Below are 23,477 nucleotides of genomic sequence, written 5' to 3' on the forward strand. Positions count from 1 at the left end.
CGACGTATGCATACGCCAGGGGAGGAAATGCGACATGCGCGACGCACACCAGCGCGCACGCTGTAAAAATGCTTCGAAGCACCGCCGTACGGTGCGTCATCGTCTTCGCTTGCATATCAGACATGACCGATCTCCGCTTTCTTTGCCTCCTGCTTGGCCAATATGCTCTCAAGCAGGTACTCCCCTGCCGCGCTGCCACCGTGTCCGAGATTGAAGATGAATCCCGCCCGAACGCTCTCGATCCGATGAGCCCACGCATCGTGGTTGCCGAGCATATCCTTAACGATAGCGGGAAGGGCGGCGAGGTTGTCGGGCGAAACGGAAACACCGATCTCGTTTCGCAGCGAGATGTCCGTAGGCTCTATCCCGTACTCGCGCCAATCGGGGTTTCCCACCTTCATCGGCGTATCGACGAACACAGAGGGTTTCCCTGTCGAAAACGAGAAATCGCATGCAACCGAGGACCAGTCGGTTATGAGCAGATCCGAGGTGAAAACGGTATCGGTAGACCCGAAATCGCGCTCGAAGAAAAGATCCCCGTCGTCGACATCAGCGAATCGGGCTTGCAACGCTTCCCATCGAGGTCGGTATCGCTTTACGTACTCGGGATGCGGTCTCACGATAACGCGATACCCTTCGGCAAGCAAAAGCTTCAGCATCTCATCGGCGCACGTATCGAGGATGCAATCGTCTTGCCACGAGGGCGCGACGATGACGACAGGTCGCTCGTGCTTGCTCTTCTCCAACACCTCGTAAGACGCTATCAGGCGATCGAGCAAATCGTAACCGCATGGAACAAGGTTCCTCGCGGGCAAACCGTACAGCTCCTCCGCTCGCCTCAGTTCCTCAACCTGATGGGGGCCGGCGCACATTATCGTCTCGTAGTGGTCGTAGGCATTCTTGTTTGCAACCATGTGAGCGCTGGTCATATGATGGAACATGAAAACGTACTCGATATCGTGGCGAATATACGAGCGCTTGATATAGTAATTCTCCAGATCCTCGAGAGAGGTGACTACGATGTCGGCATCCATCTTCATCATGAGCGTAATGAGCCGCTTGTCGCCGATGAAATACGGGAGCATGCGCGGCTCGGTCTTTGCGATTTCGAAGACCTGATCGTTCGGATCGCTCGTGATGTAATGGATGCGCACGTCGGAATTAGCCAAAAGCCACTCGATCGCGCCCTGGAAGTATCGGTAGAAACCGCTCCCCTCGGAATAGAATACGATGTGCTTGTTCACGATATTGAAGAAGCGCTTGTAATCGGCCTTCTCGCGCTTCGCGAGAGGATCGCGCTGATACCATTTGGTCGTCCTTTTCGAAAGGGCGTTCAGCTCGTCGAGCGAGACGCGGCTTTCCGCCAGATCTTCGTAGTCGATGTGCTTGCTCGGTTTGATGATGGCGTTGCAGAGCGCCTGCACGGCAATCGACGAGAGGTTCGAGCATATCCAGTAAAACGCCATGCCAGCCGAAACGAAAATGCCGAGCACGAACGACAGGGCGATCGAAAGGCCGTTCGTCACGTTCTTCTCGGTTTTCGATTGCTCGCGCTGCAGGGGGTTGATCCTGTTCTGAGCAAAACCCATGATCACAGCAGAAAGCCCCGCAAGCAAAGGCATAGCCCACGAGGCGCCGCCGTCCTCGAACGGCACCAGGCCCATGAACTCGGTACCGGGCGCACCGCCTTCCGTAATGGAACGGACGACCTCGACGAGCCCGAACAAGATTATAATCTGGATGGCGAGCGGCACGAGGCTCAGCATCGGATGGTATCGGCGCTCTTTGTACAGAGCGTTTTGCATCTCTCCGATGGTCTCGCGATCACCGAAATGTTTGACTGTAATGCGATTGAGGTCGGGCATGAGCTGCACCATGACGATGGCGTTTTTTTGGCACCACAGAGCGACCGGCATGAGAACAATCTTGATAATTACCGTGAACAGGAGGATGGCGAGCCACCAATTCCCCGTCAAGTCATAGCACGGCTGAACGATCAGCGAAAGAACGCTGGCTAGCGCATCGAGCATTATGAAATCGACCCTTCTCGCAAAGAATAAACCTAGTATCACCCCGAAAGCGCTGCAACAACCGCCGCCTTCGGCATTGTCAACCCGTCAAGAAAACCTGACAGCACCGGTATCCAACCATAATCTTCTTCATTCTAGCAGATATGGCATCCACCGCTTAACCGTCGCAAGCGGCCACACGGTTTACACCGAACAGTCGCCTATGAAATCCCGACGCGGTTTCCGGCAGCAGAAAAACAACACCCGCTATTCAACATAATAGTGGAATACGATAGTGGGATCCCTGAATGAGAATCCAAGGTTTGCCATCACATTCAAGACGGGGCAGTTTGCCATGCTGATTCCCCCGTCTATGTGTTTCACGCCCCGATCCTGGCAACGGGCAACCGTGCTGGCATAGAGCATCATCCCAAGACCCGCGTTCTTGAGGTCGGGGCGCATCCCCGCCAGGCGAAAGACCGTCTTGCCGCCATCCTCGTGACGCAGAAGGCTGAACCCCGCAACGCTGCCATGATGCATGATGGCGCATATGTCCTCACCGCCCTCATACGCGTTCATCAGCCAGCGGAGGTATCTCTCGTCAGCGCGCTGATCGCCGACGTGCGGATCGAGATTGAAGCGCAGCCCGCGAAACGTGGCTTGAGCTATCTCCTTGACCTCGCCTATCCTCTCGTCATCGATTTCGACCATGGGGCAAACATACCTCTCGTAGCGGCGCCTGTCCCAATGACGCGTTTTAAGAAACGGTATGATCGAGCTTTCGATGAAATAGAAGCCTGCCGCCTCCGCAGCCTGAATGGCGCCTATATCGTCTGCGGGAAGCCTCAGATAGAGAAGATCGCCGGAGACAAACCCCTTTTCATCGATGAATTCGCCGAAAAGCTCGGGGAAAGACTCCGTGTCCCAATCGAGCACTTCCGCCGTTCGGTTATGAAAGCATTCGCTCTCGAAGGTGCGCTCTCGGTACTCGATGGCGCCGCTCCCCTCGCGACCGAAAAACGTCTCATCCTGCGTGTCGCTCACATCAAAAGATAATTTCATCTCGCTATGCCCTTTGCCCGTTCGCGCTTGCCTACATCAGCGCCGAACCATCGACTCCTATGACCTGCCCCGTCACATACCGGGAAAGATCGCTTGCCAGAAATACGCACACGTCGGCAACGTCCTCGGGTGCGCCCACCCTGCCCATCCCGATGCATGAGGAAAACCGTTCAACGGCCTCTTCACCTGCCGAACGGAACAAATCGGTATCGATCATGCCCGGCGCAACAGCGTTGACCCGAATTCCTTTCGGTGCGAGCTCTTTCGCAGCGGCCTTGGTGAGAGAGATCACGGCGCCTTTCGACGCAGCGTAAACGGCCTGCCCCCTGTTTCCGTTGACCCCGACAAGCGACGACATGTTTATCACGCTTCCCGACCCCTGCCTGAACATGAGCTTCGTTGCAAGCTGCATGAGCTCGATCGCCGAGAAAACGTTGGTCTCGAACGTTGCCTGCACGGTGCTTCGATCGATCATGCCGATAAGGGAATCTTTCATGATGCCTGCGTTGTTCACCAGAACATCGAGTCTTCCCTGCTCTTTTTTTATCTGCATGATCGCCGCTTTCTGCCCGGCGGCATCGCATACGTCGAAGTAAACGGGAACGATCGTTCCCTTGCGTCGACCCGCATTGCTCTCGCAAAGGGCGTCGAGCGAGCCTTCGCTTCGCGCGTTCGCGTATACCGTCGCGCCCTCTTCGGCAAAACGCATCGCAATCGAGGCCCCGATGCCCCTGCTTGCCCCCGTTACCAAGCATACGGATTCTTCTAATAGCATAATCCTCCTATCGAACGTCCACGATGCGGGATAGCTCGGCAACAAGATCATACCCATCCCAGACGATGTCTATATCCATTGCATGACCGACGGGCACGATGCGATCGATTCCCCTCAGCTTCTTTTTCAGTACAAAATCCCTTATGTCGGACGCTTCGACCCCAAAATAGAGAAGGGTCTGAAACCTTTCCGTGACAAACGGCTCTATCTCGTTAAGGTCTGAGACGACCTGCTGATAAAAGTAGCCGCCCTTTCCCCGCAATCCGCAGATATCGTCCGGAGTAGACAAGACGTCAACCACGGTGAGCAAGCCATCGAAGCGCACCTCGCCTCCCGCAACCGCATCAAGTACGTCCTCGCAAAGCTGCACGTACTTGTCCATCGCGATTTGAGGCTGTAAAACATACCGACGAGCAGCGCTTTCGCGTACCGCTGCCCAAAATCGGTCCCTGCTTTCGGGAACGTCATGAAGCCAATAGATCATCTGCGGAGACGAGCAAGCGTTTTGATCCATAAGGTAGGTATCGTTGTAAAACCCCTCGGCTAAACGAGAGAGGTCCTCATCGCCGATATCCTTCATCGCCCTGCCATCCATCAAGGCGACAGAATAGCGATCCGAGAACAGGATGTCGACGCAACGAGGTTTCGACGGCAACCTTCGAACGGAAGCTATCGTCGAATCCCCGCCCCAGATAAGCCGAGCGTCCGAAACGAGCGAGAAAGCACCTGTTACCTCGTCGTCGACCGGATAGGTGACGACGGCGCATCGTTTCGCTATTTCCGGATGCTCGGGTAAAACGTCCTCTATTGCACGGCAGATCACCCCTGTCTGCTCGAACGGCTTGCTCGGAACACGAACGATGCATGCATTACCCGCAAGAAGCCCGAACGCGAACGAAAAGGCAAAGTTGACAGGAATGTTGGATGGAGCGATGTGAAAGGTCAGACCTCGCCCGATCCTTTCATCGAAATACGCTGTTCGAGACCGGGATTCGTCGCGTTTCCTTTCGATATTCGACTTCCTGCACCAATACGCAAACGAAATGATATCGGGGAACCCCTTCGCAGAGCGGTCCTTCATAAGCCTGCTCGACAACGCAGCAAGAAAGGATATCGCCTCTTCGCTATAAGGGAGCAGCGGTTCTGCGACGATACCGTCGAGGCAGCCCGCAAGGCACTGTATCGTCCCGCTTATGCGTGGATCCATCTCAACGGCGTTCATAAGTATCCGAGCACCCCCTGATCTCCGCGCCCTTCATGCGACCGTGTACGGTAAAATACGTCCCCTTACGACCGCAAGGACAATCGTCGACACCGACGATCTCGCCCTCGTCTTCGGTAAGGAGGATATGGCCCGGATAGCTTGTGGGAAGAAGGGACGTGCAACGTATCAAGCCCCTTCCCGAAGCAACGGGCTCCATGGTCGTCGGATCGATGATCGAGACATCAGAGAACACCGACGCATGCAAATGACCGCACTCGCACTCCATGAATATCGAGCCTGTTTGCTCCACCATGCCGTAATAGTTGTAAACCTCTTCTACGCCGCAGGTCTCCCTTGCCACCCTTTTGAACGTCTCGTTCGACACGGCCTGATCGGCAAGCTTCTTCCATCCTCCGCCGTGTATCAGTACTCCGTCGATTTCAAGTTTCTTGCCTTTTCTCCTCAAAGCCTGGAAAAAATGCTCCCATATCATAAAGGTGAAGCCGAAGAGAAATACCCGCTCTCCGTGATGCCTTTCGCAAAACGACTCGATGGCCTCGATGTCGAGATCCATGTTCTCGTCAAGGGCGTACGTGCAATCCCGCCCAAGCATGGAAAATCCGAGGATGCCCGCCCCTCGCGCGGAAAACATCGCGCGGTTTTTCACAACGGCGCTCGAATCGATGATAAGCATGGGCATGCGAGCCTTGCCGGTAAATGAAGATACTATCCGGGAGAGCGCTTTCGATTGCCGGAACGAAGTCTGTTTATCCAGGTATATCTTCGATACACGCTGCCCTGTAGTTCCCGATGAAGTCATGGTTTTGGCAACGTCGTCTTGCGCGATGCTCCTCAGATCGTATTCCTTGAAGAGCCGCACGGGAATTGCCGGATTCTCGCCGAGGGCACGAACGAGACGATCGTACGGAACACAGAGCTTTCGATGGTGCTCCGATAGATCTCGAAGCCATCGACGATACAACAGGCTCTTGTCCTGTGCATTAAGCCCGTAAGGGTCAAGCGAAAAGAGCTCGTCGTAATCTAGCATAGATCCTCCAGAGAAGAGTATTGGATCTTGCCTGCATCATTGCGAGGCAGAGCATCGATGAGCCGGACGTCGAAAGCACCTTTGTATAAACCGGTCTTTTCGGAAACGATCGATTGAATGCTTTTCGGATCGCCGTCTTCAACAAACACCCTGAGAGCATCATCTTCACCCGAACAGGCCGCAACGATCCCCTCGACCGCGAGCATCGACTCCAATTCGTCAAGATTGACCCTATTGCCGTATACCTTGAGGAAGCGCTTCATGCGGCCGACGATGCGGTAGAAGCCATCTTCGTCGCGGCAGGCCAAATCGCCCGTAGCGAGCACGCCGCCGAAATCATCGCCCCTTGACACGTCGATGCGGCTGCTTGCATACCCCATCGAAACGTTAGGACCTCGGTACACGAGCTCGCCAGCGGTATCCGGTGCTTCGACCTCGCCGCCCGACTCGTCACGTATCGACAATTCACCCCCGGGGATAGCGATGCCGACGCTGCCGGCCTTCTCGACGCTGCGGCTTGCAGGCACATAGGCAATGCGGGCAGTCGCCTCCGTCTGACCGTACATTGCGATAAAATCGATGTTCTTCTCGGCGCATAAGCGCGCAAAGTGCTCGTGCAGATCCCTGCCGAGCCTTCCTCCAGCCTGAGTGATGTAGCGAAGGGAGGGAAGATCCATTCGTTCGAAGCGCAATCTCTTCAGCATGGAATACGTGTAGGGCACGCCACCGAACGTGGTGACGCTCCTTGCGCGAACGAGATCCCAGAACTCCCTGTCGAACATCGTCTTCTCGGTCAGCACGAGCGAAGAGCCCGCCAAAAGATGGCTGTTGATGATAGACAGCCCATAAGAGTACGAAAACGGCAGCGTCGTAATCGCGCAATCGCCTGGCGATATCCCAAGGTAATCGACAATCGAGATCGCATTCGCCCGAATGTTCTCATAGGTTAGCCGCACGTACTTCCTGCTTCCCGTCGACCCCGAAGTCGTAAGCATCAATGCGAGATCGGAATGGGGTTTCGCTTCGCCCGTCATGCCGGTTTCGCACAAACGGTATCTTCCGTACGATTTCTCGGAATCGGAAGAATAGCCGAACGAATCCGGGCACCAAACGTATTCGGGTTTATACGCCTCGAGCAGCGCTTCGAGCGAATCCGCATCTATACTCGAAGCAGCCATCATCACAACGGCTCGATTTCTCAAAAACCCCAGGTAACCTTCAAGGGATTCACCGGTATTGGTAGCGACGAACAGAACGAGGGAACGAGGCTCTACCCGCTTCCCTATGCGGTCCGCATTCTCAAGCATCTCTTTGTAGGTGACACTGCGTCCCTCGTCATGGTATGCAATAGCGTCGAACATGCTGCTCAAGCATCCCAATTCTAACTTACAGCTCTACATCGTAGCGAGAGAGGATTGCCTTGCCTGCCTCATAAGAGTTGAAATCGATGATGTCGTCGGTGTCGAGCATGATGTCAAAAGCGTCTTCAAGCGCCGCAATAAGCTGCATGTGCCCGACCGAATCCCAGTTCTCCACGCTCTGGTATACGAGATCGGCACCAAGCATGGCGTCATCCACTTCAAGGGTATCCTTGAAAGCCGTGTTATACGTTTCGATGTTGCTCATAAAAGTATCTCCTACTCATTACGTCCTTATCGTCCATCCGGCGCATGGTCTTCCATTACCGTATCGACGATGAATGTCTTCTTGTTTCTCGCCGCATCGAGCGTACGTACAAGATATTCGGCAATGATGCCCAGCGAGACGTTCGTTACCCCGAACCCGAGCAGCATTATGCTGATCATCGTAGGCCAGCCGGCGGCAAATTCAAATATGTTGAACAATTTAGCAATGATGATTCCGATTGCGCAAACGATTCCCACGGCAGCGAGAAGAATCCCGATCGATGTTATCACGCGGATGGGCGCATACGAGAACATCACGAAACTATCGACGAACAACTTCACTTTCTTCGCAAGCGTCCATTTCGATTCACCCTGCTCTCGTTCAAGGTAGGGCACCTCTATAGCAAGTCTGCTGAACCCCATTTGGAATATCTGGAAGAATACCGATGAGTTGGATTCTATGTCGGTGTTGAGCTCCTTTTTTATCTTGCTTCCGAAAGCAACGCCGATAAGGCCTTCTGCGGGGTAATTCTCATCGATGCATCTATTGACGAGCTTCGAAAACAACCTGCTCCCAAGATCGCCCCGATACCCCGTCCGCACCGAGTATACGAGCTCGTATCCTTCCTTGAGCCCCTGGTAAAACCGATCCGCGTCTTCGATGGGCTCGGGCATATCGGACGAGTAAACCATGACGGCATCCGCATCGGCATGGTATATACCCGCTCGAATCGCCGCATGCGAACCGTAGTTTCGAGACAGCTTAACCACCTTGCTATGAGCTTTCCCGAGGTCCCACGAACACAGCACTGAGTACGTTTCATCGACGGATCCGTCGTCGACAAAGACGAACTGCAGATCAAGGTCCGTCGAATCGATGTATCCCGTGATCGCCTCGTAGAGCGATTCGAGGCTTTCGATTTCGTTGTAAGCGGGGACGACTATGGACAGATCAAGCTTCATTGCATTCCTTTACCATGCTCCACTGACATCAAACCTATCTAGAGTACCATAGCCATGCAGACCGCCGATCTTTTTCATAAAATGGCTAGCTTGCCCATCAGCGCAGCTGCCGATCCCTCCGGCGCATGGCAACTGCAGAAGCAATGAAACCGGCTACCGCAAGCCCCGACAAACCCGCCGCGAGGCCAAGGGCAGGCGGGAAATACGTCATCTTGATTGTGTTTTCACCAGCTTCGACATCGAAGGCGATGAATGCGTCTTGGACTACCTGGGGTTCGACCACCGTCCCGTTCACCTCGATCGTCCAACCCGCATCGTAGGGTATCGTCGTGAATAGCACGCCATCGCCATCGGAAACGTAAGTCCCCGCGACTTCGCCGTCCTTAAACGTGTCGATTTCGAAAGGATGGCTGGCAAGCTTGTCGCACGCTGCCCCGAGTTTATCCATATCAACATAAGCGGCATGGAAAACCAGGTCGTCTGCGTTTTCGGGAATATCGCCCTTGAGCATGATCGAGTGGACCCCGTCCTCGGTTTCGGCGGTTATCGGAAATACTCCTTGCGACCAATCGTCAAGATAGACGTAGAGGTATTCGTCGTTATCGTAGAGATCGACCGAGAGCTGCCAGCCATACTCGAAGTAGCCGTACAGGATAGCACCCTCGGGAGCATCCGCAGGCAGCTCGATTTCCCAAACCCATTCGCCATCGCCTCGTTCGACGAGGCGACCCCTCACGTCGACGATGCAATCGACTTCTTCGCCGACAAGTTTGTTCACCAATTCGTTTTGGTACTCGAACGGGTCTCCGTCGAATTCGATCTCGTCGAGTATCTCCGAACTCGCTTTGTACCCAAGGGGAAGAGCGTAGGGGTTTTCGTAGAATTTCTTGCCCTCCCACGTCGATTCGATATCGGATTCGACAAACCCGGGCGGGCATTCGTCATCGGAAACGTATCTGATGCCAAGCAGGGCATCGGATACGATCATGGGATCGTTGTAGCTGGTTCTGATGCCGCGATCAGGCGTGTATCCCAAGCGGGAAAGCACGTTTTGCACCCGATCGTCATAGGCCGAATCGTAAAGCGCTATACCCGCATAGTCAAACGCCATCGTCTCGTTGAGCGCGATACGGCGGAACGGTGAAAGGAAATTGTACGTTTTCTCCAACCTATAGGCATTGACGTCGGTTCCGTCTTTGGCATCGACCTCCTCAAGCGCGTTCTCTCCTTCTTCGTAATACGAACCATAGCGCGAATAATAACTGGGATTGTCCGAATCGAGCCGTGTCCTGAAAATCCCATGACAGCTCAAGAGCGCCTCGAAGCTCACCGCCAAAACAAGGATCGCCGAAAGGGCGGACCGACGAAAAGCATTATCCCGGAATCTATCCAGCAAGATAACGACAAGCGGTATGGCAACGCACATGGCGATCGTCGCCACGAAAAACCGCGTGCGGGGGAAGTTCCCGTCACAGTAGATGACTACCGCGACGATCCCAACGATCACCGCCGCCTTAACAAGCCCCTTGTACGATCGATGTTCCCACCCGACCGATAAGGCCCGGGCTGCGACGAACAAAAACAGGGCCGAGACCAGAAAGGTAAAGCGACAGTAGAACGAATTGCCGTCGCGCAAGCCAAGCCAGATCCGGTCAAACGGTGCGTACCACGTCGAGAACACCATAAAGCCGATGAATACGCCGGCAGCGACCTTCTCGCGCTTCCCTATCTTATCGCTGAGGAAGAACCAGATCGCGCAAACGAGCGTGAGCGTACCGCAGTACATCTGGGGAAGCTGTTCTTTCTCGTATACGCCGAGGAAGAAGCTTCGAGCAAGATCATTGAGATCGTAGCGGAACTCGAACGTGAACAGTCCACCGGGAACAGCCCCCTTGCCGCCAAGCAAGCCTAACACCGTTGGCAGCAGTATGAAAAGAGACGAAAAGACCGCAAGGGAGAACGCGATCGAAAACCTGCCCGGATTGACCATGATTCCGGCCCGCACCCGCTTTGCCTGCGGAACGAACAGATAGCTTTCGAACAGGTAGAACATTATGCTGAACAGGCAGACCATGTATCCGTTGTAGTAGTTGCAAATAATGGTTGCAAGGAGACTCACGTAGAAGAAGACGACTTTGCCCCGATGAACAATGCAGTAGACGCCGTACATGACAAGAGGTAGGAGGATCACCACTTCCATCCACATGGGATTGGCGGACTGCGTCGTCATAAAGAGCATCATGGAGTAGCAGACCGACAAGCACAGGGAGATCGGGCGCGACAGCGCGAACCTCCGCCTAACATAGAAATACGACGTCAGACCGGCAAGCCCGAATTTGAGAACGATCATGAGCGTGACGAAGTCCATCGGGTTGTCGCCGCAAAGCAGGATGAGCCAATTGATGGGACTCGTCAAAAGCCCAGACCATCCAGCGTACATGTTTCCGCCAAGCGATTTTGAAAACGAATAGAAAATGTTTTGATTGCCGGCTAGGCAATCCCTGAACCATTCGTAAAAGTACGTGTAGGTGATCTGCAGATCCCATACCGAGACCGCTCGATCCCCGAATGGGTACATGGACAGTATGAAAAACGATGCAACGACAATGCCGCATGGTGCCAAAAACGACAATGCGTAGAACAGAGAGCTTAAGCCATAACGTTTCATAGGTGATCGCATTATTCTTTCCGCGCTATTCCCGACAATTCTGTGTATGGTATCAAATTTCTTACTGTTCGGCGTACTTCTTCTCGAGCGCTTCTCGCACGCAGGGGGGGACGAACTGGCTCACGTCGCCATGAAGGCTCGCTATCTCGCGTACGACCGAAGACGAAAGGTACATGTACTCAGGCGGCGACATGATGAAGAGCGTTTCGAGGTTGCGGTCGATCTGGTAGTTGATGGCGGTCATCTGGAACTCGTATTCGAAATCCGTAATGGCTCGCAGGCCCTTGATGGCGACCGTGGTTTCCATGCGTTCGGCAAAGTCGACGAGCAGCTCGTCGAACGGCTCGACGCGGACGTTCGGCAGATGCGAGGTCGCCTGCCGTGCGAGGGCGACGCGTTCTTCGAGCGTGAAGAGCGGCTTCTTTTTCGGGGAGGCCGCAACGGCTACGATGATCTCGTCGACAAGCTGGGCGGCTCTCGTGATCACATCCAGATGGCCTTCGGTTATCGGATCGAACGTGCCGGGCGTCATTGCTCGCTTCATGAGTTTTCGCGCATCCTTCCGAACAAGGCGATTCCCGTATCGCCGTAGTGTTTTTTCGAAACGGTTTCCCATTGTAGCGATGCGAATGCCCCCTCAACCGCAGAATCGTCCGATTTCGCATATTCGTACGAAACGAGAGCGTCGGGGGCAAGCGCGCCCGCCCGATCGAGCGCATCGACGAGATCCGCGACGGCTGTCGGATCCATCGCGTACGGCGGATCGAGGAACACGAGGTCGAAGGCGGGGTTCGCGTAGGTCGGCGGATTCTTGAGCACGTCGTCGCGATGAAGGCGCGCCCGCGCGCCCCTTCCGAGCGTTTCGATCCCCAGGGTCTTCACGTTGTCGGCAAGCGTGCGCATCGAAGCGCCGTCGCGCTCGAAGAAGTGGACCGATGCGGCACCGCGGGACAGCGATTCCAATCCCAGCGCGCCCGAGCCGGCGAATGCGTCGAGCACAACCGCATCGCCGAAGCCTCCTCGCGCACTGGCTACTACGCTCATGAGGGCCTCGCGCACTCGATCGGTCGTCGGTCGCGTGGCGTCTCCCCTCGGAGCCTTCAGGGGACGGCCTCGGTACTCTCCCGCTACGATTCTCACGCCTATCCTCCCTTTACTTCGTCAAAACCTCTGAACGCAAGCCTGACTTCACGCCCGAACGCACGATAGCGATCAGATTCGAGGGCCGCGTCCTCGGCGAGCATCGCGCGGGCGTCCGCATGGGCCGCTTCGATTATCTTGCCGTCGCGCACGACGTTCACGAGCTTGAGCATCGAAGCGCCGTGCTGGCGGTTTCCGAGGATGTCGCCCTCGCGGCGCAGCGACAGATCGTAGCTCGCGAGCTCGAACCCGTCCTCGGTCTTCTCCATGGCCGCAAGGCGCTCGAGGGCGGACGGCGCCTTCGATCCCGAAACAAGGAACACCTCGCCGGGCTCTGTGCCGCGCCCGACGCGTCCCCGCAGCTGATGAAGCTGCGAGAGGCCGAACCGTTCGGCGTCTTCGATGATCATCACCGTTGCGTTGGGAACGTCCACGCCGACCTCGATCACGGTCGTCGCCACAAGCACCTGGCTTATCCCCGCCCGAAACCGATCCATGACCTCCTGCTTTTCCGCACCGCTCATCTTTCCGTGCAAAAGGTCAACCCTATAGCTCGAAAAGGTCTTTTCCTGAAGGAAAGCCGCCTCCTGGATAGCCGCCTTCGCATCGTCTTCGATATCGGACTCGTCCTCGATGCTGATGACGGCGTACTCGTATTCGTCGGACTCGAGGTCGTTTTCGCGCTTCGCCTTCCGTTCGGCCTCGGAATTCGGATGGGGCTTTCCCACAAGGGGACAGACAACGTAGACCTGATGCCCCTCGGCGAGCGCGGCGAGCGCGGCGTCGTAGGCGCGGCCCCTCTCGCTTTTCGCGTAGACCTTCGTCGTGTTCCCCGCGCTATTGAGCGGCCTGTTCTTTATGTAGGACAACGTGAGGTTGCCGTACAGCGCGAGCGCGAGCGTACGCGGAATGGGCGTCGCCGTCATATAGAGGGCATCGGGCGCTTCGCCCTTGGCAAGCAGCGCCGCACGTTGGTCGACCCCGAAGCGCTGCTGCTCGTCGATGACCACGAACGTAAGGTTGCGAAACCGCACATCGTCTTCTAGCAGCGCATGGGTGCCGAACAGGACGTCTACCGTTCCGCCTGCAACCCGTTCGATGACGGCCTCGCGCTCGGCCGGCGCAGTCGAGCCCGTCAGCACCTCCCAGGTGATGCCCGCAGCATCGAGCAGCGGACCGAGCTTGCCGGCGTATTGGCGGGCAAGAACCTCGGTGGGTGCCATCATGGCCGCTTGCGTACCCGTATCGGCAACCGCCGCCAGCCCGAACGAAGCGACAACGGTCTTGCCGGTGCCGACATCGCCGAGCAGCATGTGGTTAGCCGCCTGATCGGCCGCCATCGCACGCAGAATGTCGTCGCGGGCCGAAGCCTGCTCGTCGGTGAGCGTGAACGGAAGATTCTGCTCGAGCGCCCTCATATGGGAGCCGTCCGTCGCGTGCGCCGTCACCGGCTTGCCTGCGCTGCGCCTCGTTTCGTCCATCATGAGGTGAAGCTCGAGCATCAGCACCTCTTCGTATACGAGGCGGCGCCGCGCCATCGCCACCTCGTCCATCGATACGGGGAAATGAATCGACGAAAGGGCGCTCATCCTGCTCGGAAGGCGGTACTTCGCTCTCAGATCGACGGGCAGCGGGTCAAACGCCCCGCGGCACAGAGAAAGCGCGTTGCCCACCAGCCTGCGCATCCAGGCAGTCGATATCCTCTCGGTCGCAGGATGGACGGCGATGATGCGCCCATGGCGCTCGTCGAACGAATCGTCCGCTTCCTCGATGAAGGGATTGGTCATGCGCTTGAACCCGTAATTGAATTCGAGCTTTCCCGAAACGGCGAGCCGATCGCCTTTCTTGACCTGGTCCATAAGCCACGGCTGACGGAAGCAGGTGATCATGAGCACACCCGACCGATCGGTCAGCGCGATCTCGACGAGCGAAAAGCGCGGTTTGGGTTTTTTGAGCTTGATCTCGTGCACGGTGCCCGCAATCGTAACCATTTCGCCGATCTGCGCATGGGCCACGTCTTCGATGCGCGACATATCGATGTAGCGGCGCGGGAAGTGCGTGAGCAGATCGCGCACGGTTCGCACGCCGAGCTTGGCGAGGGCGCTCGCCCGCACGGGGCTGACGAGCCGCACGCGGCTCACCGGCTCGTCGAAGGCCAAAGTAGCAGCAAGGCGGTCGGGGGTTCGCTCCCCCGCCGCCTTGCCATTGGATGCTGTTGTGGCTTGCGTGCTCAAGCGACTCGCTTTCGGAAACGCCTACTCGACCGACATGACGATCGGATAGAGGGGCTGTTCGCCGCGGTGAGAATCGATCTCGAGATCCTCGTATGCGTCCTCGATGGCACCGATGAGCTCCTCGAACGCATCGTCGGTCATGTCCTCGCCCGCAAGGATGGTGAGCGTATCGGCATCGCCTGCGCCCATCGCATCGAGCAGATCCATGACCACCTGGGCAATCGAGCTGCCGACCGCTTCGATCGATCCGTCGGCTATTCCGATGGTGTCGCCTTCCTTGATCGGATTGTCGTGGGCGTCCTTCGCATCTTTGATGGCAACGGTCACCTCGCCCGTCTTCACATCCTCGTACGCCTCGGTCATCGACTCGACGTTCTCCTCGAGGCTCGCTTCCTCGTCGAACCCGAACAGAGCCGAAAACGCCTGGGGTACGCTCGTGGTGGGCACGACCGCGCACGGCACGTCGGACAACCCCGCACAGCTCTGGGCGGCCATGATGATGTTCTTGTTGTTGGGAAGGATGATGACCGCATCGGCGTTCACCTTGTTGACCGCATCGAGCAGATCCTTTGTCGACGGGTTCATGGTCTGACCGCCCGAAACGACGACGTCGACGCCCAGGCTTTCGAGTATCTTCGCGTTGCCCCTGCCCGGTGCCACCGCCACGAAACCGATCGGCTTATGCTCGGCTTCGGCTTCTTCGGCCTCAAGTCCCGCAGCGCGCGCTTCGCTTTGCAGCTGCATGTTATGGATGTGGACCTCCGAGATCTGACCGCGATCGAGGAAGTACTTGAGCACTTTATCGGGAGTGTTCGAGTGCACATGGACCTTGAACTTGGGGGCCTCGCCCACGCAGAGCTCGCAATCGCCCATCGTGGCAAGGAAATCGAGCGCCTCGTCCTTGTCGAGGCTGTCGGAATCGACGAGGAACTCGTTGCAGTAGCGGTACTGGGAGCCCTCCCAATCGTTAACCTGCTCGATCTCTACCCGAGGAACCGCGCCGCGCGCAAACGCAAGCTCGTCGACCATAGGCCCCTCTTTGCCGACGAGCGCGGAGGCGAATGCGTCGAAGAGGATCGCGAGGCCGAATCCGCCGGCGTCGACCACGCCGTTGTCCTTGAGGACGGGGAGCAGATCGGGCGTGCGCCGAACCGAGGCGTAGGCTTCCGAGACGATGAACTCGAGCGCTTCTTCCACGTCGAGCTTCTTCTTGCGCGCCTTCTTGGCAGCCAGGGCGCTGTCCTTGAGAACGGTGAGGATCGTTCCCTCGACCGGCTTGCGCACCGCTTGGAACGCCACTTCGGCAGAATGGGAGAAAGCCGCATCGATGCTCTCGGTGGTGAGCTCGTCGTAGTCTGCGCTGCCCTCGCACAGACCGCGCAAAATTTGCGAGGTAATGACACCGGAGTTGCCGCGCGCGCCCATGAGCGCGCCGGTCGTGATTGCCTTGCGAATTTCCGCGCCGTGCGCTCCGATGGGGAGCTTGGCGATGTTGTCGACGACCATCTCGACCGTCAGCGACATGTTGGTGCCGGTGTCCCCGTCGGGTACGGGGAACACGTTCAGGCGATTGACCTCTTCTTTACGCTCGGCCAACGCCTTCGAGGCGACCGCGATGGCGTTGAGAAGGTCGTTCGTTGTGTATGATTCTGGCATCTTGAGTCTTACTCCTAGCTTGCAATCCGCACGCGATCCCACCCGGGCCGGGCGCGGTCTTCCATATACCGTACGGGCTACTTGCGAACCTTGATTCCCTGGACGTGAACGTCGACGCCGTCGAGCGGCACGCGCGCGTATTCGGTCAGAGCGAACGAGACCTGGTCGATAAGGTTCTGGGACACGGCGTTGATGTTGGTTCCGTACTCGATCACGACGTACAGATCGACGTGAACGCCCTTTTCGGTGGTCGTCACGATGACGCCGCGGCGCAGGCGCGACGCCGGCAGGATCTTCGCTATTCCGTCAGCGGCAGTGGGAGCCGCCATGCCGACGACGCCATAGCATTCGAGCGCAGCATTGCCGACGAGATCGGACAGAACGTCGTTGGCAACATGAAGGTTGCCCGGAATTGTCTGGGTCATGATGGTCCTTTCGCGAACAAGCTTGCTATGGTAAACCTATGTGCTTAGACTAGCTAAGCAGTATAGCGCATGGGGCAGATGCTGTGCAGAATGCCTGATAACTCCACGGGCGATAATACACTAAAAATTCTTGTATGCGCCGGATTTCCTGTGGTATAGTGTTTAGGCTTTTTTGTCATCAACGGTTTAATGCCGAAACGTACATGGAGTTGATTAAGATGTCTAAGGTTTGTGAAATTTGCGGAAAAGCACCGGTCGCCGGGCGCAACGTCAGCCACTCGCATCGAGTGACCAATCGCACCTTCCGTCCGAACGTTCAGAAGGTCACCGTCAAGATCGACGGAAAGGTCAAGCGCGCCAACGTATGCACCAAGTGCATGAAGGCCGGAAAGATCGAGCGCGCCTAAAGCCTCCTTTTCGCTTGCCTCGAAAGCTCGCCTCGCGGCGGGCTTTTTTGCGTTTGACCCGCCGTGCGCATCGGGCCGGGATCCGGTGCCCCGCGGCCCCGAACGGACGCATGCCCGCCGTAAGCATCGGGCCGCCGCACCCCCTCATCGTGGCAGAAAATGCAAGCAGTTCGTCGCGAGTAGCCGCTGGGCGAAGCGCGTACGGCTGATTCCGCTCGCAGCCACCGCGTGACCCCAGTTCAGCGAGTCGACACTGGCATCGCCCGCAGAAACGATAACGAATTGCGACGAATTGCTTCGTTTTTCTGCCAGAAACTTCGGGTTCGGATACATGAGCCCGAAGCCTTTCGGGAGGGCTTGCGCCCTACGGGCGATACGCCACGCGGGCAGCAGGGCTCTCCCACACGGCGACCTCTTTGAGGGAAATCGGGGCGGGCAGCGTTTTCTCAAGCTCGTAGAAGATAACGCGCGCCATGTGCTCGGCGGTCGGATTGATGATGTCGAACGGAGCGACCTCGTTGATGCAGCGATGGTCGAAGTTCTCGAGAACCGCATGCAGATCGCGCTTTATGTCTTTGAAGTCGTAGAGCATCCCCACGTCGTCGAGGTGCTGGCCTGCGATGGTGACCTCGATATCCCAGGTATGCCCATGGAGGAAACGGCAGGGACCATCGTAGCCCGGAAGGGCGTGCGCCGCGTCGAAGTGATCCTTCACCGTCAGCTCGTAATGGCCGCCCGCATGTTCGTACGTTTCGCCCGTCAGCCGGCCGGGGCCGGAATAGGCGGGATTGTGCTCCATGGATGTCCCTTTCATCGGTTCGTTTTCGTGCAGCGCCGCCTGGCAGCGCTCGGCGCACGGTTCAGCTTGATCGCGGCTGCCGGCGGACGCCGTCCGGTCGGGGCCCTCGCCGTTCGATGTCCGGGCGTTCCATTCCGCAAACGACATCGCTTCGGTTTTTTCGGATCGCAGCGGTGCCGCGGCTCCGACGTCGAACAGGTTCGTCGGCGATTCTTCCCATGCCACGAGGTAGCTGCCCACCGGGCCGCGCGCATCCATGGTCTCGTTCGCAAGCGCGTCGGCGCGCTTGTTCTCCGTGCGGTACACATGCGCGATCGACGCTTTCGCGAACCGGGAGAACAGATCTTTCGCCCGCATGAACAAGGGCTTGAGATCCTCGCTCTTCACCTTGTACTGCCCGAGCATCTGCTTGACCATCAACTCGGAGTCGGCCCGCACCGTGATATCCGCAACGCCGGCGGCCAGCGCGTTTTCGAGGCCCCACACCAAAGCGGAGTACTCGGCGACGTTGTTCGTCGCCTTCGGCAGAAACCAGCCGCCCGAAGCGATCGGCGCGCCGTTTTCGTCAACGAGATCGAACCCGAAGCCCGCAATGCCGGGGTTTCCCCTGCTGCCGCCGTCGGTGTTGAGAAACGCCTTCATCACTCGCCCACCACCAGCATGCGCTTGCAGGCAGGACACGTGCTCAGGGGAGCTTCGGCCTGCACCTGCAGAAGCTTGCCCTCGGTAATGGTCGCTCGGCATACGCTGCACGACCCGTTCGCAAGCCGCGCTAACGCGATGCCGCCCGATTTGCGGGCTATCTTCTCGTACTCGGCAAGCAGCTCGGCGGGAAGCGATGCCGCGAGCTCCGAGCGCTGCTTTTCTGCTCCCGCGATACCGGCATTCAACCCGCCGCCCTCTTTCTGAAACGAAGAGACGTAGGCGTTTTCCTGGACGACGATCTTCTCGAGCGCTGCCGTGATCTGAGATTGAACCTTCTCTATCTGAGCAAGCTTCCCCCTCGCTTCGGCAAGGTCTTCCTCGAGGGTCTCTCGGCGCTTGGTAATGCCGCCCATGTCCTTCGTAAGCGCCTCGACGCTGCGGTAATCGCCGCGCGACTCCTCGATCTTCTCCTGGGTTTCGCGCTGGCGGCCCGCAAGGCGCTCGTCTTCGTCTTTGATCCGTGCGGCCGCAAGATCGGCTTCCTTCCTCATAGCCGCGATCTTCGCCTGCTTCTCCTCGACGGCCTGCTTCTTCTTGCGGATCTCGAGTATCTGAGCGCGCTGCGGCAGCTCGGCAAGCTTTTTCTTTGCCCTGATCAGTTCCATATCGATATGCTGCATGCTGAGCAGCGTGGCCAGATCTTTCGTGTCTGCCTTCATAGGCTCTTCCTTACATCCTGGTCGTTTCGGGATACATCCAATTCGCGCTCTGATCGAGTACGGCCATCCTCTCCTTCGGCACTCCCGCCGCCTCCACCGCAGCGGCCAACACCGCCACAAGGGGCATCTCGCTCGTGTCGTGCCCCAGGTCGATCACCGCGAGACCCGCCTGTGATGCTGCGAGCGCATCATGGTATTTTACCTCACCTGCCACCAGACAATCGGCTCCCGTTTCAAGACAGGCGCGCGAAAGATCGGCCGCACTGCCGGTACAGGTGACCACCGTCGAAAGCTCTTGGGAGAAATCGCCCCACACGCGCGGCTGCCTGCCGAACACCGACGTGCAACGCGCAGCGAGCTGCCCGAGCGTGAGCGGCGCATCGGCTGCGCGAACCGTGCAGAGCTGCCCGTATCCCTTCCGCTTGCTCGCCTCGAGCGGCTGGACGATGCCCTTGAGCATGAGGTTGAGCATGCCTGGCAGCGCGCGGGCAGCGTCCTGGCTCACATCGAGCGCCGTATGAAACGACATGACGGCAACGCCGCTCTCGACGGCGGCCCACACGACCGCCCCATCGACGAGGGCACTCGAGGGAGCAGGCCGAAACGTTGCAGGAGCCTCGAGGAATACGGGATGGTGGGTGACGAGCACGTTGGCTTTGAGGCTCGCTGCCTCCTTCACCGCCTCGACGGTCGGATCGAGCGCGATCGCGACGTTCTCGATCGGACGGGTCGGATCGCCGACGGTAAGCCCCGTCCTATCCCATGCTTCCGCATCGGCGGCGGGGTACTTCTTGAGCAGCGCCCGCTCGAGACCTCCTACGGTCATGACGAACGCCTGTTTCGACAGCGTTCCCGACGCCCGCTGCGCAAGTCCGTTCTTCGTCTTTTCCTTTCGAGCTGAAACCATGGCAACCTCTTTTCCTCGACGTGCGGTTTACTCGATTGTAATGCTTCTTCGATCCCCGTCCCGTGTCGGTACCGTAACCTCGCGGTAACCAGCTTCGTACATCGCGCGGTACCCCTTTTCGATATCGCGAGCCACCAGATGCGGTTCATGGGCATCGGTGCCGACCGTGCAGGGTATCCCGGCACGGCAGAATTCAGCCAAGAGCTGCGGCGAGGGAAACATTTCGGCGCACGCGTAATACGAACCCGACGTGTTGACCTCGACCATCCTGCCGCTTTCGCGCAGCGCCTCGGCGGCGTCGCGGTAAAGGCACATCGGGTCGAACGAGGGGCGGTAGTTGAACTTCTTGACCAGATCGGGATGGGCCATGATGGAAAACGGCATGTCGGAAGACACCGATTCGCACCATACCTCGAAATAGCGGCGCCATATGCTATCGGCCCCGACGTTCTCCCAATGATCGCGCTGGGCAGGATCGTCGAAGGGCCACGCGTCCACGAAATGGACCGACCCCATAACGACCTCGAACCGGTCGAACTCGTGCGGCGCAAAGACGCGGTCCTCGTCGTCGCCGAGCCAATCGAGCTCGCAACCGAGCAGGATCTCTATATCGTCGTAGCGGCTGCGGGCCGCCTCTATGTCGGCAACGTACTCTTCAAGGCGCTCGGCGGCCATCCCGACGTAGTTCTTCGGGTCGATCGCGGCCGACAGCGGATAATGCTCGGTGATCGCGAGCACGCTGATGTTCGCAGATCGCGCCGCATTCACCAGCTCGTCGACGGTCCCCTTTCCGTGGCCGGTGAATCCCGTATGCGTATGCGTGGTGACAAGCTCCATGCTCAGATTCCCTTCAGGCTCTCTTCGAAAGCCGCCATGAACGATTCCACATCCTCGGGCTCGGTGTAGCGGCCGAGCGATACGCGCAGCGACCCGAAAGCACGGTCGTCGGAAATGCCGAGCGCTTTGAGCACATGGCTCGGATCGAGCGAATGCGACGAGCAGGCCGAGCCGCCCGATACCGCAATGCCCCTCATGTCAAGGCGCAGTATCAGCGTCTCGCTCTCGAAGCCCTCCACGCACACGTTTACCACATGGGGCGCAAAATCCCTGCTCCCGCGCTCAACCTCGACGCTCGGGTACACACGGGGGAATTCTGCGAGCCGCTCGTAGAGATCGTCGCGCAAAGCCCGCAAACGCTCGGCCTCAAGCTCCTGCATCGCACACGACGCCGCGCAGGCCGCAGCGAACCCCGCCGCAGCGCAGACGTTCTGGGTGCCGCTTCGACGTCCCGACTCCTGGCCTCCGCCCACAACGAGCGGATCGAACGGCGTGTTCGTGCGCAGGTAGAGCGCACCCGAGCCTTTCGGGCCGCCGATCTTGTGGGCTGAAAACGACGCCGCATCGACGCCGAGCGCATCGAGGTCGATGCGCATCTTGCCGAGCGCCTGCACGGCATCGGTATGGAACAGCGCACCCGCATCGCGCGCGATCGCCGCAAGCTCGGCGACGGGCTGCACCGAACCTATTTCGTTGTTCACCATATGGATGGACACGAGCACCGTATTTTCCTTGAGCGCCGCCTCGAGCGCCCGGACTTCGACGAAGCCCTGCCGATCCGGATCGAGCACGGTCACCTCGCAACCCGTACGCTCGAGAACGCGGGCTGCCGCAAGCACCGCATCGTGCTCGATCGAAGACGTGATCAGGTGGGGAACGAAATTCTTCGCCCCGGCCCGACGCTTCTTTTCCGCACAGGCGGATACGATCCCGACGAGCGCGGCATTGTCCGCCTCGGTTGCACCCGACGTGAAGACGATCTCGTCGGGACGCTTCGCCCCCAGATCGCGCATAAGCGAATAACGGGCTTTCTCGAGCGCGTCGAAAGCGGCCCTTCCACCCGAGTGAAGCGAGTTGGCGTTGCTGCCCGCGGGAAAGTTGTTCGGACCCGGAACCATGTACGGCTCCATGGCGCGCGCCGCTTCTTCGCACAGGGGAGCCGTAGCGGCCCAATCGAGGTACACGGCCCTACCCACGATCGCGCACCCCGCCTTCCCCTGCCGCGAGGGCACGCTCGCGCGCCTCGTCGGCAATGCGTGCGATCTCGGCGATAGCCGCTCGCGGGTCNTCGTCGAGCGCTTCGAGGTGCACCGTAACGATATCGGATCCCGCTTCGAGGAACCACGGGATCTGCACGAGCGGATTCGCTATCATGAGGTGGACGTCGAGCGGGATCTCGGCAACTTCCTTCAGCTGCTTGACGAACGGCACGCCGAGGGTGAGGTTCGGCACGAAATGCCCGTCCATGACGTCGACGTGTACGTACCCCGCACCGCCTTCTTCTATCATCGCGATATCGCGCTCCATGTTCATGAAGTCGGCCGAGAGTATCGAGGGGGCGATTTTTACCGGTTCAAACATGCCTGCTTCCTTTCATCGCTCTCACGATTGTAACGTATGCCCAGCCGAGGACGGCCGCGTTCGCCCCTTATCCGAAAAATCACACGCCGCATGCCATCGAAGCACCGTTTGCGGAGCGATGAGCCTGCCGCAGGCGCCCTGCGCGCATGGTGCGCCGGCACCGAAGCCGCCCGCTGTCACGCCCGCATCGTTGTCATCCGTTCGTCACGGACGGATGCATCGCCCTGCACTATAATGGGCGCATGCAACCGAAAGAAGGCGAGCCATGACACCTGATTGCCCAACGTATTTCTGCTACGTCACACCGGTCGGGCACGTTACCATCGCCTCCGACGGGCAAGCGATCACCGAACTCGCCTTCGGTGCGCGGCAGCTCGAAGGAGCTGAAAAGCCCACCGAGCTCACCAACCGGGCTGCGAACCAGATTCAGGAGTACTTTGCGGGAAAGCGCACGGCGTTCGACCTTCCGCTCGCCCCGCGGGGCACCGCATTCCAACAACGCGTTTGGGAGGCGCTTCGCGCAATCCCCTACGGCGAGACGAGGAGCTTCAGCCAGATCGCCGAAGCGATCGGCAGCCCCGGCGCCCAAAGGGCGGTCGGCAAGGCGAACAACAAGAATCCCATTCCCATCGTCATCCCCTGCCATCGCGTCGTCGGCGCGAACGGCAAATCGGGAGGATGCGGCGGCGGCCTCAAGGTTAAGGAGTTCCTGCTCTCCCTCGAAAGAGGCCGCCAGGCTCCGTAGCAACCGCAAGACCCGCCCGCATCCACGC

At 58.3% G+C, this 23,477-nt stretch carries 21 protein-coding genes and 1 pseudogene; 2 read left to right on the forward strand and 20 right to left on the reverse strand.

The features are described 5' to 3' along the window. Positions 1-116: 116 nt before the first annotated feature. From yidC to C1722_RS04950, 14 genes are all read right to left on the reverse strand, one after another. Positions 117-2,030 (reverse strand): membrane protein insertase YidC, encoded by a 1,914-nt coding sequence (yidC, locus tag C1722_RS04885; RefSeq protein ID WP_102378244.1) that lies wholly within the window; start codon positions 2,028-2,030, stop codon positions 117-119. Between the two features lie 246 nt (positions 2,031-2,276). Continuing rightward, on the reverse strand, positions 2,277-3,071 hold the full coding sequence (locus tag C1722_RS04890) for a GNAT family N-acetyltransferase (RefSeq protein ID WP_102378245.1): 795 nt from the start codon (positions 3,069-3,071) through the stop codon (positions 2,277-2,279). A gap of 31 nt (positions 3,072-3,102) precedes the next feature. Continuing rightward, a complete protein-coding gene (locus C1722_RS04895) occupies positions 3,103-3,846 on the reverse strand; it encodes an SDR family NAD(P)-dependent oxidoreductase (RefSeq protein ID WP_102378246.1) in 744 nt (247 codons plus the stop codon). Positions 3,847-3,853: 7 nt separating this feature from the next. Further along, the gene (locus C1722_RS04900) at positions 3,854-5,068 is read right to left on the reverse strand and encodes an acyl-CoA reductase (protein WP_102378247.1); all 1,215 of its coding nucleotides are present in this window, start codon (positions 5,066-5,068) and stop codon (positions 3,854-3,856) included. Further along, positions 5,055-6,098: a LuxE/PaaK family acyltransferase gene (locus tag C1722_RS04905; protein ID WP_102378248.1), complete on the reverse strand. Its 1,044-nt coding sequence runs from the start codon at positions 6,096-6,098 to the stop codon at positions 5,055-5,057. Before C1722_RS04905 ends, C1722_RS04900 begins: the two co-directional genes overlap by 14 nt. Next, a complete protein-coding gene (locus C1722_RS04910) occupies positions 6,092-7,459 on the reverse strand; it encodes an AMP-binding protein (RefSeq protein WP_102378249.1) in 1,368 nt (455 codons plus the stop codon). Before C1722_RS04910 ends, C1722_RS04905 begins: the two co-directional genes overlap by 7 nt. Positions 7,460-7,484: 25 nt before the next feature. Next, positions 7,485-7,724 (reverse strand): acyl carrier protein, encoded by a 240-nt coding sequence (locus tag C1722_RS04915; RefSeq protein WP_102378250.1) that lies wholly within the window; start codon positions 7,722-7,724, stop codon positions 7,485-7,487. Positions 7,725-7,750: 26 nt separating this feature from the next. Next, the gene (locus C1722_RS04920; RefSeq protein ID WP_102378251.1) at positions 7,751-8,686 is read right to left on the reverse strand and encodes a glycosyltransferase; all 936 of its coding nucleotides are present in this window, start codon (positions 8,684-8,686) and stop codon (positions 7,751-7,753) included. Positions 8,687-8,783: 97 nt separating this feature from the next. Next, positions 8,784-11,354, reverse strand: coding sequence for a YfhO family protein (locus C1722_RS04925; RefSeq protein ID WP_180995038.1), 2,571 nt, complete (start codon positions 11,352-11,354; stop codon positions 8,784-8,786). A 61-nt stretch (positions 11,355-11,415) separates the two neighbouring features. Next, entirely contained in the window at positions 11,416-11,898 is a 483-nt protein-coding gene (gene coaD, locus C1722_RS04930; protein ID WP_102378253.1) for a pantetheine-phosphate adenylyltransferase, read from the reverse strand. Then, entirely contained in the window at positions 11,895-12,494 is a 600-nt protein-coding gene (gene rsmD / locus C1722_RS04935; RefSeq protein ID WP_102378254.1) for a 16S rRNA (guanine(966)-N(2))-methyltransferase RsmD, read from the reverse strand. The genes coaD and rsmD overlap by 4 nt, the downstream gene beginning before the upstream one ends. Before the next feature lie 2 nt (positions 12,495-12,496). Further along, positions 12,497-14,728: an ATP-dependent DNA helicase RecG gene (locus C1722_RS04940; RefSeq protein ID WP_102378255.1), complete on the reverse strand. Its 2,232-nt coding sequence runs from the start codon at positions 14,726-14,728 to the stop codon at positions 12,497-12,499. Between the two features lie 21 nt (positions 14,729-14,749). Further along, a complete protein-coding gene (locus C1722_RS04945) occupies positions 14,750-16,384 on the reverse strand; it encodes a DAK2 domain-containing protein (RefSeq protein ID WP_102378256.1) in 1,635 nt (544 codons plus the stop codon). Between the two features lie 77 nt (positions 16,385-16,461). Then, complete coding sequence (locus C1722_RS04950) at positions 16,462-16,809, reverse strand: Asp23/Gls24 family envelope stress response protein (protein WP_102378257.1); 348 nt, start codon at positions 16,807-16,809, stop codon at positions 16,462-16,464. 203 nt (positions 16,810-17,012) lie between these two features. On the opposite strand from C1722_RS04950, the gene rpmB reads away from it, so the two are divergent. Continuing rightward, on the forward strand, positions 17,013-17,216 hold the full coding sequence (gene rpmB / locus C1722_RS04955; RefSeq protein WP_425319338.1) for a 50S ribosomal protein L28: 204 nt from the start codon (positions 17,013-17,015) through the stop codon (positions 17,214-17,216). A 364-nt stretch (positions 17,217-17,580) separates the two neighbouring features. Here the strand turns inward: rpmB and queD are convergent, their stop codons facing one another. From queD to C1722_RS16870, 6 genes and pseudogenes are all read right to left on the reverse strand, one after another. Beyond that, a complete protein-coding gene (gene queD, locus C1722_RS17110; protein WP_219724275.1) occupies positions 17,581-18,657 on the reverse strand; it encodes a 6-carboxytetrahydropterin synthase QueD in 1,077 nt (358 codons plus the stop codon). Next, entirely contained in the window at positions 18,657-19,379 is a 723-nt protein-coding gene (locus C1722_RS04975; protein WP_102378260.1) for a zinc ribbon domain-containing protein, read from the reverse strand. The genes queD and C1722_RS04975 overlap by 1 nt, the downstream gene beginning before the upstream one ends. Before the next feature lie 10 nt (positions 19,380-19,389). Next, entirely contained in the window at positions 19,390-20,286 is an 897-nt protein-coding gene (locus C1722_RS04980; protein WP_102378261.1) for a Nif3-like dinuclear metal center hexameric protein, read from the reverse strand. A gap of 27 nt (positions 20,287-20,313) precedes the next feature. After that, positions 20,314-21,123, reverse strand: coding sequence for a histidinol-phosphatase HisJ family protein (locus tag C1722_RS04985; protein WP_102378262.1), 810 nt, complete (start codon positions 21,121-21,123; stop codon positions 20,314-20,316). 2 nt (positions 21,124-21,125) lie between these two features. Further along, positions 21,126-22,319, reverse strand: coding sequence for a cysteine desulfurase family protein (locus C1722_RS04990; protein WP_342352753.1), 1,194 nt, complete (start codon positions 22,317-22,319; stop codon positions 21,126-21,128). 64 nt (positions 22,320-22,383) lie between these two features. Beyond that, positions 22,384-22,704 (reverse strand): annotated as a pseudogene (locus C1722_RS16870) (ribulose-phosphate 3-epimerase); the annotation flags it as partial. Between the two features lie 265 nt (positions 22,705-22,969). Between C1722_RS16870 and C1722_RS05000 the strand changes: the two are divergent. Beyond that, positions 22,970-23,449 carry a methylated-DNA--[protein]-cysteine S-methyltransferase gene (locus C1722_RS05000; RefSeq protein ID WP_102378264.1) on the forward strand — a complete coding sequence of 160 codons (480 nt, stop codon included), beginning with the start codon at positions 22,970-22,972 and terminating at the stop codon, positions 23,447-23,449. Positions 23,450-23,477 lie beyond the last annotated feature (28 nt).

Origin of the sequence: Raoultibacter timonensis, from assembly GCF_900240215.1 — a bacterium.
In the GTDB taxonomy this organism is placed as follows: Bacteria; Actinomycetota; Coriobacteriia; order Coriobacteriales; family Eggerthellaceae; genus Raoultibacter; species Raoultibacter timonensis.